8 protein-coding genes are annotated in these 16488 nt (G+C 68.9%); all 8 read left to right on the plus strand.

The window, feature by feature from the left end:
- A partial coding sequence (locus tag ACU18_RS10010; protein WP_050685406.1) for an Ig-like domain-containing protein occupies nucleotides 1-5082 on the plus strand: 5082 nt, incomplete at its 5' end.
- A 75-nt stretch (nucleotides 5083-5157) separates the two neighbouring features.
- Nucleotides 5158-6129 carry an AAA family ATPase gene (locus ACU18_RS10015; protein ID WP_050685407.1) on the plus strand — a complete coding sequence of 324 codons (972 nt, stop codon included), beginning with the start codon at nucleotides 5158-5160 and terminating at the stop codon, nucleotides 6127-6129.
- Nucleotides 6130-6186: 57 nt separating this feature from the next.
- Nucleotides 6187-7518: a DUF58 domain-containing protein gene (locus tag ACU18_RS10020; RefSeq protein WP_050685408.1), complete on the plus strand. Its 1332-nt coding sequence runs from the start codon at nucleotides 6187-6189 to the stop codon at nucleotides 7516-7518.
- The gene (locus ACU18_RS10025; protein ID WP_050685409.1) at nucleotides 7515-10106 is read left to right on the plus strand and encodes a transglutaminase family protein; all 2592 of its coding nucleotides are present in this window, start codon (nucleotides 7515-7517) and stop codon (nucleotides 10104-10106) included. Before ACU18_RS10020 ends, ACU18_RS10025 begins: the two co-directional genes overlap by 4 nt.
- Before the next feature lie 311 nt (nucleotides 10107-10417).
- Nucleotides 10418-11728, plus strand: a complete 1311-nt coding sequence (locus ACU18_RS10030; RefSeq protein WP_050685410.1) for an RDD family protein — start codon at nucleotides 10418-10420, stop codon at nucleotides 11726-11728.
- Entirely contained in the window at nucleotides 11725-12654 is a 930-nt protein-coding gene (locus tag ACU18_RS10035) for a PP2C family protein-serine/threonine phosphatase (RefSeq protein ID WP_050685411.1), read from the plus strand. The genes ACU18_RS10030 and ACU18_RS10035 overlap by 4 nt, the downstream gene beginning before the upstream one ends.
- Nucleotides 12641-14686 carry an FHA domain-containing protein gene (locus ACU18_RS10040; RefSeq protein WP_050685412.1) on the plus strand — a complete coding sequence of 682 codons (2046 nt, stop codon included), beginning with the start codon at nucleotides 12641-12643 and terminating at the stop codon, nucleotides 14684-14686. Before ACU18_RS10035 ends, ACU18_RS10040 begins: the two co-directional genes overlap by 14 nt.
- Nucleotides 14683-16428 carry a serine/threonine-protein kinase gene (locus ACU18_RS10045; RefSeq protein WP_050685413.1) on the plus strand — a complete coding sequence of 582 codons (1746 nt, stop codon included), beginning with the start codon at nucleotides 14683-14685 and terminating at the stop codon, nucleotides 16426-16428. Before ACU18_RS10040 ends, ACU18_RS10045 begins: the two co-directional genes overlap by 4 nt.
- The last annotated feature ends 60 nt before the right edge of the window (nucleotides 16429-16488 follow it).

Below are 16488 nucleotides of genomic sequence, written 5' to 3' on the forward strand. Positions count from 1 at the left end.
GACCTGGTGGTCCTCAATGATGTGAATTCGGGCAATGTGTGGCTGGTGAACCAGAACATGCTCCTGGTCAACAACTGGGACGACGTGGTCCCGCCCAAAAACGAATCCGACGAACAGGACCAGGAGTCCGCGGACAACAACACCATCAACGTCCTGCCGGACCGCACCAAACCCAACCGGCCGCCGGAGACCAAACCCGACGCCATCGGCGTCCGCCCCGGCCGGACCACCATCCTCAGCGTCCTGGACAATGATTCGGATCCCGACGGCGACGTGCTCACCGCTGCCCTGGCAGGCTCGGGACCGCAGGCCGGCACCCTCGACAGCATTTACGGCGGCACCGCCTTCCAGGTCGCCGTCCCGGCCGACGCCAAACCGGGCACCGAAACGTTCGGCTACAACGCCTCGGACGGTCGCGGCCTGTCAGCGGCCGGGCAGGTCAGCCTCACCGTGGTGGGGCCCAACGAGAACAAGCCGCCACAGTTTAAACGCGGCGAAGACACCACCATCCTGGTGGAGCAGGGCAAGACCGTCAGCCAGAACATCCTCACCGACTGGATCGACCCCGACGGCGACGACCTGGTCCTCCTCGACGCCAAGGCGGACAACGACCAGGACCAGGTGAAGGTCCGCCGCGACGGCCTGCTGACGTTCCAGGACTCCGGCGCCACCGCAGGAAAAAAGAGCGTGGAAGTCAGTATCTGGGACGGCCGCGACACCGTCACCGGCAAGGTGGTGGTCAACGTCCAGCCGCCGGGTGCCCTGGCCCCGGTGGTCAACGCCGACCACGTCACGGCCGTGGTGGGCCAGGACCTGGTCATCGCCCCGCTGAAAAACGACGTGGACCCCAACGGCGGCGCCCTGCGGCTGGCCCAGGTGGAAGCCAACGGGCCGGCCGAGCTGGGCCCGGTCACGGACGGCGGTACCTTCGTCTTCCGCAGCACCACCCCTGGGCCCGTCTACCTGACCTACATCGCCAGCAACGGCCCGCAAAGCAGCCAGGGCCTGGTCCGCGTGGATGTGGAATCCGGCAACGACCCCGGCAACCCGGTCGCCGTGCACGACGTTGCCCTGATGCCCACCGGCGGCAACGTCCTGCTGGACCCGCTGGCCAACGACTCCGACCCCTCCGGCGGCGTCCTGGTGCTGCAATCCGTCAAACTGCCGGACAACGCGCCCGTCTCCGTCTCCGTGATCGACCACAGCGTCCTGCGCATCACCGACATCCGGGGAACCAAAGACCCGCTCCTGTTCGAATACACCATGTCCAACGGCACCAAATCCGCCACCGGCAGCGTCTCGGTGGTACCCGTACCGGCCCCGGCCGTGGTGGAAGCGCCGCAGCCCAAACCGGATGAGGTGAACGTCCGCGTCAACGACGTGGTGACCATCCCCGTGCTGGACAACGACACCCACCCGCAAGGCCAGGAACTGACCGTTGACCCCGTTCTGCCGCAGGCAGTAGACGCGGCGGACGGCAAGGGTTTCGTCTCGGAAAACACGCTCCGGTTCATTGCCGGCAGCCAGCCCAAGACCGTCCGCGCCATCTACAACGCCGTGGACCCGCAGGGCCAAAAGAGCGCTGCCGCGGTCACCATCCACATCCTGCCGCTGGAAGGCGCCGAAAACTCCCGGCCGCAGCCGCAAAACCTGACCGCCCGCGTGGTGGCCGCCGGAACCGTCAGGATCCCCGTCCCGCTGGACGGCATCGACCCCGACGGCGACTCCGTCCAGCTGACCGGGATCGACAGCACGCCGGCCATGGGCACCGCCACCGTGGGCAGCAACTTCATCGACTTCACGGCCGCCGGCGACGGCGCCGGCACTGACACGTTCCGCTACAAAGTGGTGGACCGCCAGGGCGCCGTCAACACCGGAACCGTGACAGTTGGCATCGCTCCGCGCGGCGAAGTGAACCAGAAGCCCACCCCCGTGGACGACGAGGTCCGGGTCCGCCCGGGGCGGCAGATCGCCGTCGATGCCGTCAGGAACGACACCGACCCGGACGGCGACATTGTCCGGATCCGGACCGATGGCATCGAGGCCGATCCCGCATTCCAGGCCACCGTCAGCAAAACCAGCGGCCGCGTGATCCTCCTGGCCCCGGAGGAAGCCGGCACCGTCAACGTCCGCTACACCGTCTCCGATGACCGGGACGCCACCGCCCAGGCCACCATCCGCGTGGTGGTGGACAATGACGTCCCGCTCAAGGCCCCGATTGCGCGCGATGACCGGGTGACCTCCGCCCAGACCATGGGCCGCACCGCAGTGGACGTTCCGGTCCTGAAAAATGACGAGGACCCGGACGGGGTAGGCGAAAACCTGGTGGTCGCCACCGAAGCCCCCACCGCCCGGCCCGGCAGTGACGGCAACGTGATCGTTGAACTCACCGAAGCGCCGCAGCTCATTCCCTACACCGTTGAAGACGTGGATGGACAGCAGTCGACGGCGGTCATCTGGGTTCCGGGCCTCGGCCAGCAGGTGCCCACCCTGGCCAAGGATGACGTGGTGGAGGTCATCGCCGGCCAGTCCGCCACGGTGGACCTCACCGAATGGGTCAAGGTCCGCGACGGCCGGTCACCCCGGCTGACGCAGGCTGACCGGATCAAGTTCATCGGGGCCGACGGCGCCGACCCCACCGCCGGCAGCGCCACGTCCCTGAAGTACACCGCCGGAATCGACTACGTGGGCCCGGGCTCCATGACCTTTGAAGTTACCGACGGCAGCGGACCCGATGACCCCGATGGGCTCAAGTCCACCCTCAGCATCCGGACCAGGGTGCTGCCGGACCCCAACCGGAACAACCCGCCCGAACTCCTGGGCTCGGCCCTTGACGTTCCCATGGGGGATTCCGCCAGCCTGGACCTGCGCAGCCTGACCTCCGACCCGGATGGCGATGACGCGGACAACATGAGCTACGAGATCCAGGGCGGCGCGCCCGCAGGGTTCAGCGCGTCCCTGGACGGCAGCGTCCTGAAGGCGTCGGCGGGATCCAGCGCCACCGGAACCACCGCGGCCGTCCAGGTCAAAGCCAAGGACCCGCGCGGCCTCGAAGCCACCGCCACCTACCAACTGGCCGTCACCGCCTCCAACCGGCCCAAGCCGGTGGCCAACGACGACCTGGAACCCAACGCAGCAGCGGGCAAGCCCGTCACCGTCAACGTCCTGGCCAACGACTCCAACCCCTTCCCCGAGACGGCCCTGAAGATCACGGCCGCCGGCGCGGAGACCGGCAGCGGCAATGTGGATGTCGACGGCGGCTCCGTGGTGGTGACCCCCGCCCCGGGCTTCACCGGAACCATGGTGGTCAGCTACACCGTGGCGGACAAAACCAACGACCCGTCGCGCCAGGCCACCGCCCGGATCCGGCTTACCGTCAAGGACAAGCCGTTGGCCCCGGCCACGCCCCAGGCGCAAAGCGTGGGGGACCGGACAGCGCTGCTGGCCTGGACGGCCCCGGCCGACCGCGGCGCCGCCATCACCAAGTACACCGTGTACGGCGCCGGCGGTTTCCGCCAGGATTGCCCGGCCAACACGTGCACCCTGAACGGGCTGACCAACAACACCAAGTACAACTTCGAGGTCACCGCCACCAACGAGTTCGGCGAGTCGGACCGGTCGCCGGCCTCCGCGGAGGTACGCCCGGACGTCAAGCCGGACACCCCGCTGGCGCCGTCGCTCAAGTTCGGCGACAAGCAGCTCTCCGTCGCCTGGGCGGCGCCCGCCAGCAAGGGCTCACCGGTGAAGTCCTACGACCTGGAGATCTCGCCTGCGCCGCCGGGACAAAACGCGCAGATCCAGAACCTCACCGCCGTGAGCTACGTCTGGAAGGGCCTCAAGAACGGCGTCTCCTACAAGGTGCGGGTCCTGGCCCGCAACGACGCCAAGGACCCCTCCGAATGGAGCCCCTACTCCGCTGCGGAAGTCCCGGCCGGTCCGCCGGCCGTGCCTGCCGCGCCCACCGCGGCCCAGGCAGGGTCCGTGGGGGCGCAGAGCCAGCTGAAGGTGGCGTGGGCGGCGCCGAACAACAACGGTGACGCCGTCTCCAGCTACACCCTTACTACTTTCCGCGGCGGCGCCGCCGTGTCCAGCCAGAAGGTCACCGGCACCACGCAGAACGTCACGGTGGACAACTCGGAAAGCAACTACACCTTCACGGTCACGGCCACCAACAAGGCCGGTACCAGCGATCCCAGTGCACAGTCCGCGGCCATCCGGGCGGCAGGAAAACCGGGCCAGGTCAGCAGTGGATCGGTTAAGGAAACCGGCACCAGCGGGCAGCTCCAGGTGACTTTCGAACCGCTCACGCAGGCACAGCGCAACGGCTCCACCGACGGTGAGATCAGCTACAGCTACAACGCCGACGGCCGGAGCGGTCCCATCCCGGCCGGCGGCACCACCATCACTGGCATGACCGACGGCCGGGACATCACCGTCACCATCATCGCCACGTCCACCAAAAACAACATTTCCGGGGACGCCAAGCCGGTGGGCGCCGCCAACCCCTATGGCCCGCCCAACGCCCCCAACGTCAACGGCGGCACGTCCGCCAAGGGCGACGGCGACGTGCACTGGACCTGGAACAACCCGGCCACCAACGGACGCGCGCTCAGCCACTACGAGGTCAATTACGAAGGCGGCGGTTGGACCAACGTGGGCAAAACCAACAAGTTTGACCGCTCCGGCGGCGGTTGGAACCAGAGCCGCACCCTCCAGGTCCGGGCCGTCACCGTGGTGCCCGGGGCTCCGGGACAGGCAAACGCCAAGTCCGGAGACAATCCCACCCCGCCACCGCCAACGTCCTGGAGCATCACCGCCACCCCGACCCGCAGCTGCACCGAACCGCGGAAGGGGACCGACAGCTTCGTGGCCGGCAACCCGTCCCAGTGCAACGGGGCAGGCAAATGGCTGGACGCAGGCGCGTCAGCGGATACGGACAGGTACCAGGTCTGGTACAAGACCTCCAACAACCCGTCCGGCATCTGGTACCACCTCACCAGCGGCATGGCCGCCGGGAACTGGATCCGCTGCGACACCTCCAGCCGCGGCTGCAACCCGCCCAATGGCATGCCGAACGGCTAGCCAGCACCACCGCCCTGCACCCAGGGACCGGCACACCGGTCCCCGCCTACGAACCCAGACAAAAAGGAACCCATCATGACCATGACCACCGAACAGGCCGAATGGTTTGCCGACACTTTTGAAAAGCTCGTTACCAACGTTGGCCAGGCTGTCCTGGGCAAGGAACACGTCATCCGGCTCACCTTCACCGCCATGCTGGCTGAAGGCCACGTCCTGTTCGAGGACGCCCCCGGGACCGGCAAGACCTCCCTGGCCCGGGCCCTGGCCGCCACGGTCCAGGGTTCCAACAACCGGATCCAGTTCACGCCAGACTTGCTGCCCTCCGACGTCACCGGCGTGACCATCTACGACCAGAAGACGCAGAAGTTCGAGTTCCACAAGGGCCCGATCTTCAACAACATCGTCCTGGCCGACGAAATCAACCGTGCATCCCCGAAAACCCAGTCGGCGTTGCTCGAGGTCATGGAAGAGTCCCGGGTCACCGTGGACGGCATCACCCACTCCGCAGGCCGGCCGTTCATGGTTATGGCCACCCAGAACCCGATCGAGCAGGCAGGCACCTACCGGCTGCCCGAGGCCCAGCTGGACCGGTTCCTGATCAAAACCTCCATCGGCTACCCGGACCACGCCTCCACCGTCCGGCTGCTGGGCGGGGCCAACCTCAAGGACCGCTCGCAGGACCTGTCCGCCGTGATCACCACCTCCGCCGTGGCCGACATGGCGGACCTCGCCGCCACGGTCCACGTGGACACCGCAGTACTGGAGTACATCTCCCGGCTCTGCGAGGAAACCCGCTCCGCGCCCGAAACCCGGCTGGGTGTCTCCGTCCGCGGTGCCCTGGCCATGGTCCGCGCCGCGAAGGTCTGGGCCGCTGCGCAGGGACGGAACTTTGTGCTGCCTGACGACATCAAGGAACTGGCCTCCGTTGTGTGGACCCACCGGTTTGTGATGGACGCCGAAGCCGAGTTCTCCGGCGCCACTCCGGAAGCCGTACTGACGCGCATCCTGGCCGACGTCGCCGCCCCGCAGCAGCGCACCCACGCCTGACCCGCCGTCGTACCCCCGGCACCATTTTCAACCAGCGCACCAAACGAAGGCACACATATGTCCAGCGGTACCCCGGTGACCAGGCTCGCGGAGCGCCTGAAGCGGCCCTTCCTGCGGAACGGCCGCCCCACCGCCCTGCATCCTTCCGCCGTCTGGGCGGAAGCCACCAACACCGCAGGGCTGGTCCTTGCCCCGGCCTGGCGCACCGTCCGGCAACTGTGGCTGAAGTACCCCTGGCCGGTGCTGTCCGTGGTGAGCGTTCTGGGGTGGTCCGTGCTGGCCGCCGCGGTGCTCCTTTGGTGGACCGGGCAGGCGTTCGGCTGGCAGGAAGCCAAAGCAGCAGCCATCGCCGCGTTTGTCCTCTTTGTGGTGGCCGTGGCCTTCATCCTGGGCCGCTCCTCCTATGGTGTGGTGCTGGACCTGGCCCGCACCCGGGTAGCCGTGGGCGACAGCGCCGTGGGCAGCATCGCCGTGTCCAACACGTCCGCCCGCCCGCTCCTGCCGGCGGCACTGGAACTGCCCGTCGGCAGCGCGACGGCCGTGTTCCATCTGCCCCGCATGAAGCCGCAGCAGGTCCACGAGGACCTCTTCACCATTCCCACCACCAGACGCGCCGTGATTGTGGTGGGCCCGGTCCGGTCCGTCCGGGCCGATCCACTGCACCTGCTGCGCCGCCAGGTCCTGTGGACCGCGCCGGAGGACCTCTTTGTCCATCCCCGGACCGTGGCCCTGGCAGGCTCCGCCGCAGGGTTCATCCGCGACCTGGAGGGCATGCCCACCACCGACCTTTCCAGCGCAGACGTTTCCTTCCACGCCCTGCGGGACTACGTGCCGGGGGATGACCGCCGGCACATCCACTGGAAGACCACGGCCCGGACCAACAAGCTGATGGTCCGCCAGTTCGAGGAGACCCGCCGGGCGCACCTGGCCATCTCGCTCTCCATCAACACCGACGAATACGCTGGCGAGGCCGAATTCGAGATGGCCATCTCGGCGGCTGCATCCATTGGCCGGCAGGCCATCCGGGAACAGCGCGAGCTCGATGTCCTGACGCAGAAGGGGCCGCTGCGCTGCGAAACCGGCCGCAACATGCTCGATGACATGACCCGGATCGTCGGGACACCGATGCGGCGCACCGCCGTCGACCTGGCCAGGACCCTGGCGGACACCGTACCCAACGCCTCCGTGGTGTTTTTTGTGGTGGGCAGCAACGTCACCGCCGGCCAGCTCCGGCAAGCGGCCGCCTCCGTGCCGCCCGGCGTCCGGAGCCTGGCCGTCAGGATCGAAGCCGGCGCCGCACCCACCCGCGCCAATATCGCCGAACTGACGGTCCTGACCCTGGGCGACCTGTCCGACCTGGCCATCGTGTTGAGAAAGGCGGCAGCATGAGCACCGCACCGGGCCAACGCCCCCGCACCAACAGAAAAGCCGCCCGCACCATCCCGCAGGAGCGCGCCCGGAGCCGCAGGGCAACCAACGGGCCGGAATCCGGTTTCGCCACCGGCCAGCCGGCCTGGCATTTCCTGCTCGACGCCGGCGCTTTGGCCGTCCTGCTGGGACTGGGCCTGCTGGGCTTCGGCCTGAGCTTCGGCGGCGACGCCTACTACCTGGTCTCCGGTTTCGGCGGCATTGTCCTGGGCCTGGCCATCGCGGCCCTGAACGCGCACCTGCGGCTGGGGCTGCTGATCACCACGGCCCTCGCCCTGGGCGCCTACTTGGTGTTTGGTACCCTTTTCGCCGTCCCGGACTCCGCGATCGCCGGTTTTGTCCCCACCCTGGACTCGCTCCGGATCCTTCTGCCCGGAGTTGTGTTTGCCTGGAAAGACATGCTTACGGTGGGCGTGCCGGTGGGCACCGGCGGCGGCGTGCTGATCGTCCCGTTCCTCAGCTCCCTCATCACCGCGCTGGTAGCGGGCATCCTGACCTGGCGGACCCGCAGCCCGTACTTCCCGCTGCTGCCTGTCCTGGTGCTGTTTGTCACCGGGATCGCGTTCAGCACCAACGCCGCCTTCCTCACATTGGAGCGCGGCATCGGCCTCACGGTCCTGGGCATCGCCTGGGCCACGTTCCGCCGCGACGCGCTCCGGCGGAACAGCACCCGCAAGGTGGCAGTGAACAACCCGCAGACCGACGCCGGGACCGCCCGCCGTGCGCAGCTCCGCCGGCTGGGGATGGCCGCCGGCGTCATCGCCGTCAGCGTGGGCGTCACCGCCCTTGCCGCGCCGCTGGTCACCGCCAACGACGAGCGCCGGGTCCTCCGGAACGTCGTAGTCCCGCCGTTTGACCCCAAGGACTACATCACGCCCCTGGCCAGCTTCCGCACCTATGTGAAGGACAAGAAGGACGACACCCTGTTTGTGGTCAAGGGCCTGCCCCGCGACGGCCGCGTCCGGTTGGGTGCCCTGGACTCCTTCAACGGCACCAACTACACCATGGACCCCAACGGGTCCGGCAACTTCAGCAAGGTGGGGGACACCGAGTCCATCAATACCCTCGCCGATTCCGGCGGCGTGGTGCCCACCAACGACTACGCCATCAACATCAGCGTCGAGGACTACCAGGGCTTTTTTGTCCCCGGCGGCCGGAAAACCACCGGCCTGAGTTTTGACCAGAATGCCTCCGCCGCGGCATCCGGGCTCTATTTCAACGCCGGCACCGATACCGCCGTGACCACCAACCAACTCTCCCGCGGCGATTCCTACCGGGTGCAGGTCTCGGAACCCGTGAAGCTGGAGCACGGCCAGTTGACCCAGTACGACTTTGCCCGGCTTTCGCTTCCCGACGTCCTGGAGGTCCCGCCCGTGGTGGGCTCGCAGGCCAACGACCTGTCCGCCGATGCACCCACCGCGATCGACCGGGTCCGCCAGATCGAGGCGCACTTCCAGAAGACGGGTGCGTTCAGCAACGGGCTGGTCAGCGAGGGCCAGCTGCCCAGCGTTTCGGGGCACGGCGCCGCGAGGATCCGGACCCTGCTGACCGCCAAGCAGATGCTGGGCGACGACGAGCAGTACGCAGTGGCCATGTCCCTGATGCTGCGGCACCTGGGGATCCCGTCCCGGGTGGTGATGGGCTTCTACCCGGATCCCACCAGCCCGGAAAACGGTGCCGGCGAAGTGAAGATCACCGGCAAAAACGCGCACGCCTGGGTTGAAGTGGCGTTTGAACGCGTGGGCTGGGTCAGCTTCGACCCCACCCCGCCCAAGGACAACGTCCCCATCCCGCCGGACCCGGAGAACAAGTCCAAGCCCAAGCCGCAGGTGCTCCAGCCGCCGCCCCCGCCGCAGGAGCCCGCGGACCTGCCCCCGGATTCCTCCCCGGACGCGCTCGACGCGGACGAGAAAAAGGACAACCCGTGGCTGTTCTGGGGTGCGCTGCTCGGTGCGCTGGGCATCGCCGCCATCCCGATTGCCGTCCTGGCACTCCCGCTGCTGCTGATCGCCCTGTTGAAATCACGACGCCGGAAGTCGCGTTTCAGGGCCGGTCACCCCGCGCAGCGGGTGGGCGGCGGATGGAGTGAGGTGATGAGCCTGGCCACCGACATGGGTGCCGCCGTCGACACCAAGTCCACGCGGCGGGAAAGCGCCGCCGTCCTGGCGGACGCGTTCCCCGCCAGCGGCAGCACCACCACCATGCTGGCCCGGCGCGCCGATGCGTCCATCTTCGGTGCGGGCGAACCCAGCGAGGAGGACGTCCGGGAGTACTGGAGCATTGTGGACGGATCGTTGAAGGAGATCACCTCAACAGTGGGTTTCTGGCGCCGGCAGCAGGCCAGGTTCTCGCCGCGCTCCCTCCTGGCCGACGCGCGGACTGCACTGGGCGGCCGGGGCCGGAAACAGCCGGCACCGGCCGGCGGGACGCCTTCAGGCGGCAAACCCGCAGGCGGCGAACCTGCAGCCCGAAACCAGCCGCCGTCACCGGACGCCCAACAGCCCGGAGCCGGCATCGAACCCCAGCCACAGGGACCGGTGGCGCAGTGACGGCTGAAGCCGAGCGGTGCCCCCGCTGCCAGCAGCTGCAGCGCACCGGCGCTGCGTTCTGCACGGCCTGCGGGGCGCCGCTGCCCAACCGGGCAGCACGCAGCACCCGTAACCAGGAGTACGGCCAGGCCGCCGGTGCTGATGTCCCGCAGGGTCCGTCCGCGGCGCATGGGCCAGGGATTCCCGGTACTATCCCGGTAGTGGAAAGGCTCCCGGCCCACGCCGGCGGCATGGCACGTCCCGGCCCCGGGCAACCGGGCAGAAACCTGCCCGGCGCCACAACCAGCAACGTTCCAGGGGGAGGAACCCGGATGGCAGTAAACCTTCAGCTTGTACCGGCCACGGCGGGCAAGCGGCTCGGTGCTGCCGTGACGGACTGGCTCTTCCCCCTCGTTGTGCCGGCCGTGCTGTTCAGCATCGGCTTCGCCGGCGTGACCCGGACCCGCAGCGGCGGGTTCATCACCTACGACACCGGATCGGTGGTGCTGTTCGGCGGCATCGGAACCGGGCTGGCGCTGGTGTACCTTTTTGTCCTCCTGGGCCTGGAAGCCCGCACCGGAAAAACGCCGGGCAATCTGTTGCTGGGAATCCGCAGCGCCGACAATGACGGGTATGCGCCAGGCGCCGGCCCAGTGTTCCTGCGAAGCATCATCACCGGGGCAGGAGCCGTGCTGGTCCTGATCGCCGCCGTCCTGGTGGTGGTCTTCAAATGGTTTGATGCTGCGCTGCTGATCCTTGGGCCGCTGCAGCTGCTGGCCGCCGTGTGGGCCGTCCTGGTGGTTATCTCCAACAGGTGGGACAAAAACGGCGGGGTGCGTGGCTGGCATGACGCGGCTGCCAAGACCCTGGTGTTCGACGTCAAGGCGGGCCGGAACCCCATTACCAGCGGCGGGATCCAGGGCCCGTACAGCTTCGCTCCTCTTGACCTGCCGCCCGTCCAGCAGGTCCAGTCACCCGTAGCCGGTGTCCGGCCTGCCAGCGGAGCCGTTGTCCAGGCGCCGGCCGCACCCACGGCCCAGCCGCAGCCTCCGCTGGCCCAGCCGGCAGCCAGCCGGCCTGCGCAGCCCGCAGCCAGCCAGCCTGCTGCGCCTATCCAGCCCGCAGCCAGCCAGCCTGCTGCGCCCGTCCAGCCGGCACCCTTCGCGCCGGCCGGCCCCCACGCCGCCGCAGCCCCGGCGGGCAGCCACGGCCCAGCCGGGAGCGGCTTCCAGGGCCACCCGGACGACGACGTCGAACGCACCCAAATCCGGCTAGGCACCGCGGCCGCCGGTACCGCAGCCCCCGCACCCGCGGCGGTCCTGCGGGTCCGGCTCGACGACGGCCGGGACTTCCAGCTGGACCGGAACGTCCTTGTGGGACGCAACCCGGTAGGTTCGGCCGGCGAACAGCATGCACAGCTGCTGGCCGTGGACGATCCCGGCCGCTCCATTTCCAAAACCCACCTGCACCTCCTGACCGACGGTGCAGGTGTCTGGGTGACGGACCGGAATTCCACCAACGGCAGCGCCGTGACCGCACCGGACGGCCGGCGCACACCCTTGGCGCCCGGCGTTCCCACGTTCGTTACACCCGGATCCGGCATCCACTTCGGTGACCGGACCTTTTACCTAGGACAAGCATGAACGAACAGCCCGCCAGCGTTTCCTCCCTCCGGCCGGGCCTCAGCCTGGACTATGGCCATGGCACGGACCGGGGGCTCCGCAGGGAGCTGAACGAGGACTCCTACATCGCCTCGGACCCCGTCTTTGCCGTAGCAGACGGTATGGGTGGCCATGAGGCCGGCGAGATTGCCAGCGGCATGTGCGTCCGGGCCCTTGCCGCCATCCCGCAGCTTGCCACCGGCGAACGCACCGTCACCGCAGCGGTCCTGCAGCAGTACCTGGTCCGTGCGGACACTTCCATCCGCGAAGCCACCGGCGCCCGCGCCGGGACCACCCTCACCGGGGCGGTGGTGGTGGAACAGATGGGCATGCCGTATTGGCTGGTCATGAATATCGGGGATTCCCGCACCTACCGGCTCAGCCAGGGACAGTTCGAGCAGATCAGCGTGGACCACTCCGAAGTCCAGGAACTGGTGGACGCCGGCCAGATCACCGCGCAACAGGCCACCGTCCATCCGCGCCGGCACGTGGTGACCCGTGCCCTGGGCACCGGCGACGAAACCGAAGCTGACTTCTGGCTGCTCCCCGTGGAGGAGGGCGACCGTGTCCTTGTCTGCTCCGACGGGCTTAACGCCGAACTGACGGACCCGCAGATCCTGCGCGTCCTCAGCTCCGGGGGGACTCCGCAGGACACCGCGGATGCCCTCATCCAGGCGGCACTGCGCGGCGGCGGCCGCGACAACATCACGGTTATCGTGGTGGACGCCCGCAACGTCCTGAACGACGCCGGCGCCGCTACCACCGCACCCCGCCACAACCCCGACACTGAGGAGCAGGATACGCTGCCGCGCTCGCAGGCCACCCGGCAGGCAACCACGCAGCCCATCCCGCAGCAGGCTCCTGACGGGGCCGCTGGCAACGGAGAGGCCCACGATGACCGCCGCTAGTTACCGGCCCGGCACCTGGGTGGCTGTTGTCCGCTCGCGTACCGCCGTCCTGCTGGGCCCGGACTCGCCGCCGGCACTGGCCGGCACCCTGTGGAACCTCCTGTCAGGCCAGCCGCAGGTCCATGAGGTGCTGCACGCTGTCACCAGCAGCTCCGGTGGTTCACTGGCGCAGATCCCCGCCTTCGGCATCCTGGATTTCACCGGCCCGCTGCGCGTGTTCCTCCGCGGTGGCCTGGACCTCACTGTGGAGCTGCCCGCCGGGACGGTCGAGGTGGACGGCCTGGACGTGACCACCTGGAATGAACGACGGTTCGACGCCGCCGTTAAATGCCGGCTTGCCATCCCTGACGGGGCCGGTCCGGAGCTGCCCGACCTGCCCCTGCACGAAGGAGTGGTCCTGCTGCAGTCGCTTGCGTTGACCCTCGACGCCGGGACCCCCGCCATTGCGGCGGGCCAGGCTGTCGGTGCTGCGATCGGAGGTAGTGCGATCGCCGTTGAACCCGCCGCGCGGCCGGATCCGGAAACAGGTGCAGCGGACCGTGACGCCCGTGATGCCCGTGACGCCAAAGACGCAGCGGAGCAGGCGCCGGCTGCGGGCCGGGCCGATGCCCTTGAACCGGGCGCGGAGAGCCGCCAAACAGAAATCCCCGAAACAGAAACCCCTGTCGGAGCCAATCGTCAGGCAGGGGAGCCCGGAACAGCTGAATCTGAAGCGGTCGAGCCACGAACGGCTGAGCCTGGAACCGCTGCTCCTGAACTGGCTGACCCCGAAACGGCTGCTCCTGACCTGGCCGACCTCGAAACGGCAAAGTCCGAAACAGCAGAGTCCGAAGCAGCCGAGCTTGAAGCCTCGGCGCTGACCATCCTGCCGGAGCATGGTGCCTCCGGTGAGACGGTCTACGGCATCCCTGACGATGACCTTCCGGACGATGCCGCCGGCGACGAAGCCCCCGGCGGGCATATCTTAGGCGACGCCCCCGGCGAGCCTGCTTCCGGCCATGATGCCCCCGGCGACGCCTCCAGCGGCGCAACGCCACCTGCCGCTCCTACTGCCGTGGCCGTGGAAAGCGAACCCACCGGCTCCTACGACCACCTGTGGGAGCGGACCGTCATGCGGAGCATCGAGGACGCCGCGGTCCGGGAGGACCCGGACGCCGAAGAGAACCAGGCAGAGCCCGTTGTGCCGCCGGCGGCCGAAGCGGAAGAGAAGGACCCGCTGCCTGTGCCCGTCGCGGCGCCCGCTGCGGCTCCCGTTCCTGCTGCCAAGCCGGCCAGTCTGCTGATCGACTCGGTGCCGTGGCGCACCGCGGGAACCGGCTCTGCCCCTGCCCCGGACCAGGTCCCGGCGCACCAGCCCGCCCCTGCCGCCATTCAACCTGCGGCGGAACAGCCCGCTACCCCGGACCAGGCCGGCACCTTCAACCAGCCCGGCACCTTCAACCAGCCCGGCGCCGCTGACCCCATCAGCGGCGATCCTGACGGCGACCACGACGGCCAGACGGTGATGAAAAGCAGCGTGCAGGGCCGGTCCGCGCCGGCTCCGGCGCCGGGTGCCGGGACGGATCCGGCGGCAGGCCCTGTGGTCCTGGCCCGGGTCTGCGCCCAAAGCCACGCCAATCCGCCCACCAGCGCCCAGTGCTCGGAGTGCGGCGCCGCGCTGCTGCCGGACGCCGTCCAGGTGGCCCGCCCCCGGCTGGGCCGGATGCGCGTGTCCACCGGCGAACTGGTGGACCTTGACCAGTCCCTGGTGATCGGCCGGCAGCCTTCCGTGTCCCGGGTACAGGGCGGCGTGATGCCCCGGCTGGTGCAGGTGGCCAGTCCGGGCGGCGACATTTCCCGATCCCACGTGGAGGTCCGGCTGGAGGGCTGGCACGTGATGCTCTGTGACCTGAAAGCCACCAACGGCACCGTCCTGGTCCGGGAAGGCCAGCCGCCCCGCCGCCTCGCCCAGAACGAGATGGCCATCCTCCTTGACGGTGACATCGCCGAACTGGGCGATAACATCTCGCTGCGTTTTGAGGAGATTCCTTGAGTTCCAAACGGCCTGTGGCGCCGCCGCCCCTCATCCCGGGCTTCACCTACGTCAGCCTGCTGGGCTCCGGTGGGTTCTCCGACGTTTACCTGTACGAACAGGACCGGCCCCGCCGCAAGGTGGCCGTCAAGGTGCTGCTCTCCGACCTGAAGACCGAAGGCGCCCGCCGGCGGTTCGAGTCCGAGGCCAACCTGATGGCCCAGCTGTCCTCGCACCCCTACATCGTCACCATCTACGAGGCCGAGGTCACCGAGGCCGGCCACTCCTACCTGGCCATGGAGTACTGCTCCCGGCCCAGCCTTGACGTGCGGTACCGGCGGCAGCGCTTCAGCGTGGACGAGGTCCTGGCCGTTGGCATCCAGGTTGCGTCCGCCGTCGAAACCGCCCACCGGGCCGGCATCGCCCACCGCGACATCAAACCCGCCAACATCCTGGTGACTGACTACAACCGGCCTGCCCTGACGGACTTCGGCATCTCCGGCACCCTCGCGGACGATTCGGATGACGACGCCGGCATGTCCATTCCGTGGTCGCCGCCCGAGCAGTTCGCGGATGGCGGCGTGGACGGCGTTATGGTGGACGTGTGGGCCCTGGGCGCCACGCTGTATACGCTGCTGGCCGGCCGGTCGCCCTTTGTGATGCCCGGCGCGGACAATTCCCAGCGGGAACTGATCAGCCGGATCTCCAGCATGGCGCTGCCACGCCTGGGCCGGGCCGACGTGCCGGAATCCCTGGAACTGGCCCTTGCCACCGCCATGGCGAAACTTCCCCAGTCGCGCTACTCCTCGGCGCACGCCTTCGCCCTGGCCCTGCAGCGCATCCAAGCCGAACTCAACCTCTCCGTCACCCCCTTCGAGGTCCTGGAAGAAGCACACCAGGACGAGGACCACCCGGACGACGGCGTGGAGGAAACCCGGGTCCGGAGCATCGCCAGCATCGACCCCGAACGCACCGGAAGTGCCCCCACCTTCCCTGCCCGCACCCGGCCCACCACCGCCAACCCGGCCGCCTTCACCGGTCCTGCCGCCCCTGCCCCCGCCGCGCCGCCGTCGGGCATCACGCCGGGACCCGCCGCGCCCTGGCACCCCGCCGCCGCGGCAACAGCGGCAGCCAACCAGGCGCCGCAGGTTCCTGCGCACCTCTTCCGTGCGGACCCCGCAGGAACCGCTGCGGCCGGCGCAGCCGACGACAACGAATCCACGGTGCTGCGGCCCGCAGCGCCTGCTGCCGGTACCGGTCCGGAACCTGAAGACGCCACCGTCCAGCGGCCTGCGGCCACCGCGCCGCAGGAGCCCGCGCCGGCCCCGGAACGCGGCAAACGCAACGTCTGGCTGGCTGTCGCAGGCGGAACGCTGCTGGCCGCCGCCGTCGTGGTGGGCGTGGTCATGGCCAACGCCGCCGCCGAGACGCCCAAAACCGTGGCCAGCCAGGAACCCAATAAGCCACCCGCCGATGCCCTGGACAACGGCACCGTTCCCGACGTCGAAAAGCTCGCCGGAACACTGGCCGGCGGCCAGGCCAGCTTCACGTGGGAGAACCCGCAACCCAAACCGGGGGACACCTACAAGTGGAAGGTGTACACCATTGGTGGCGGGGGCGGGGAGTTCCAGTCCATCAAGGCGCCCCCCGTCAAGGTCACGCCAAACCCCTCCGGACAGACCTGCGTCCAGGTCATGATCGTCCGCACCGACGGGGCGTTTTCACCGATGGAGGCACCCTCCATCGCCTGCACGGGGCCCTGACGCACAGTCCATCACACGGCACCGGCAACACCACGAAGTTTGGCCCTGAAGGAGGCACAG

It is taken from the genome of Arthrobacter sp. ZBG10 (genome assembly GCF_001238605.1).
In the GTDB taxonomy this organism is placed as follows: Bacteria; Actinomycetota; Actinomycetes; order Actinomycetales; family Micrococcaceae; genus Arthrobacter.

Bases quoted from the DNA above. Each gene is read 5' to 3' on its own strand.
- ACU18_RS10015 (WP_050685407.1), top strand. From the start codon at position 5,158: ATGACCATGACCACCGAACAGGCCGAATGGTTTGCCGACACTTTTGAA.
- ACU18_RS10035 (WP_050685411.1), top strand. From the start codon at position 11,725: ATGAACGAACAGCCCGCCAGCGTTTCCTCCCTCCGGCCGGGCCTCAGC.
- ACU18_RS10025 (WP_050685409.1), top strand. From the start codon at position 7,515: ATGAGCACCGCACCGGGCCAACGCCCCCGCACCAACAGAAAAGCCGCC.
- ACU18_RS10040 (WP_050685412.1), top strand. From the start codon at position 12,641: ATGACCGCCGCTAGTTACCGGCCCGGCACCTGGGTGGCTGTTGTCCGC.
- ACU18_RS10020 (WP_050685408.1), top strand. From the start codon at position 6,187: ATGTCCAGCGGTACCCCGGTGACCAGGCTCGCGGAGCGCCTGAAGCGG.
- ACU18_RS10030 (WP_050685410.1), top strand. From the start codon at position 10,418: ATGGCAGTAAACCTTCAGCTTGTACCGGCCACGGCGGGCAAGCGGCTC.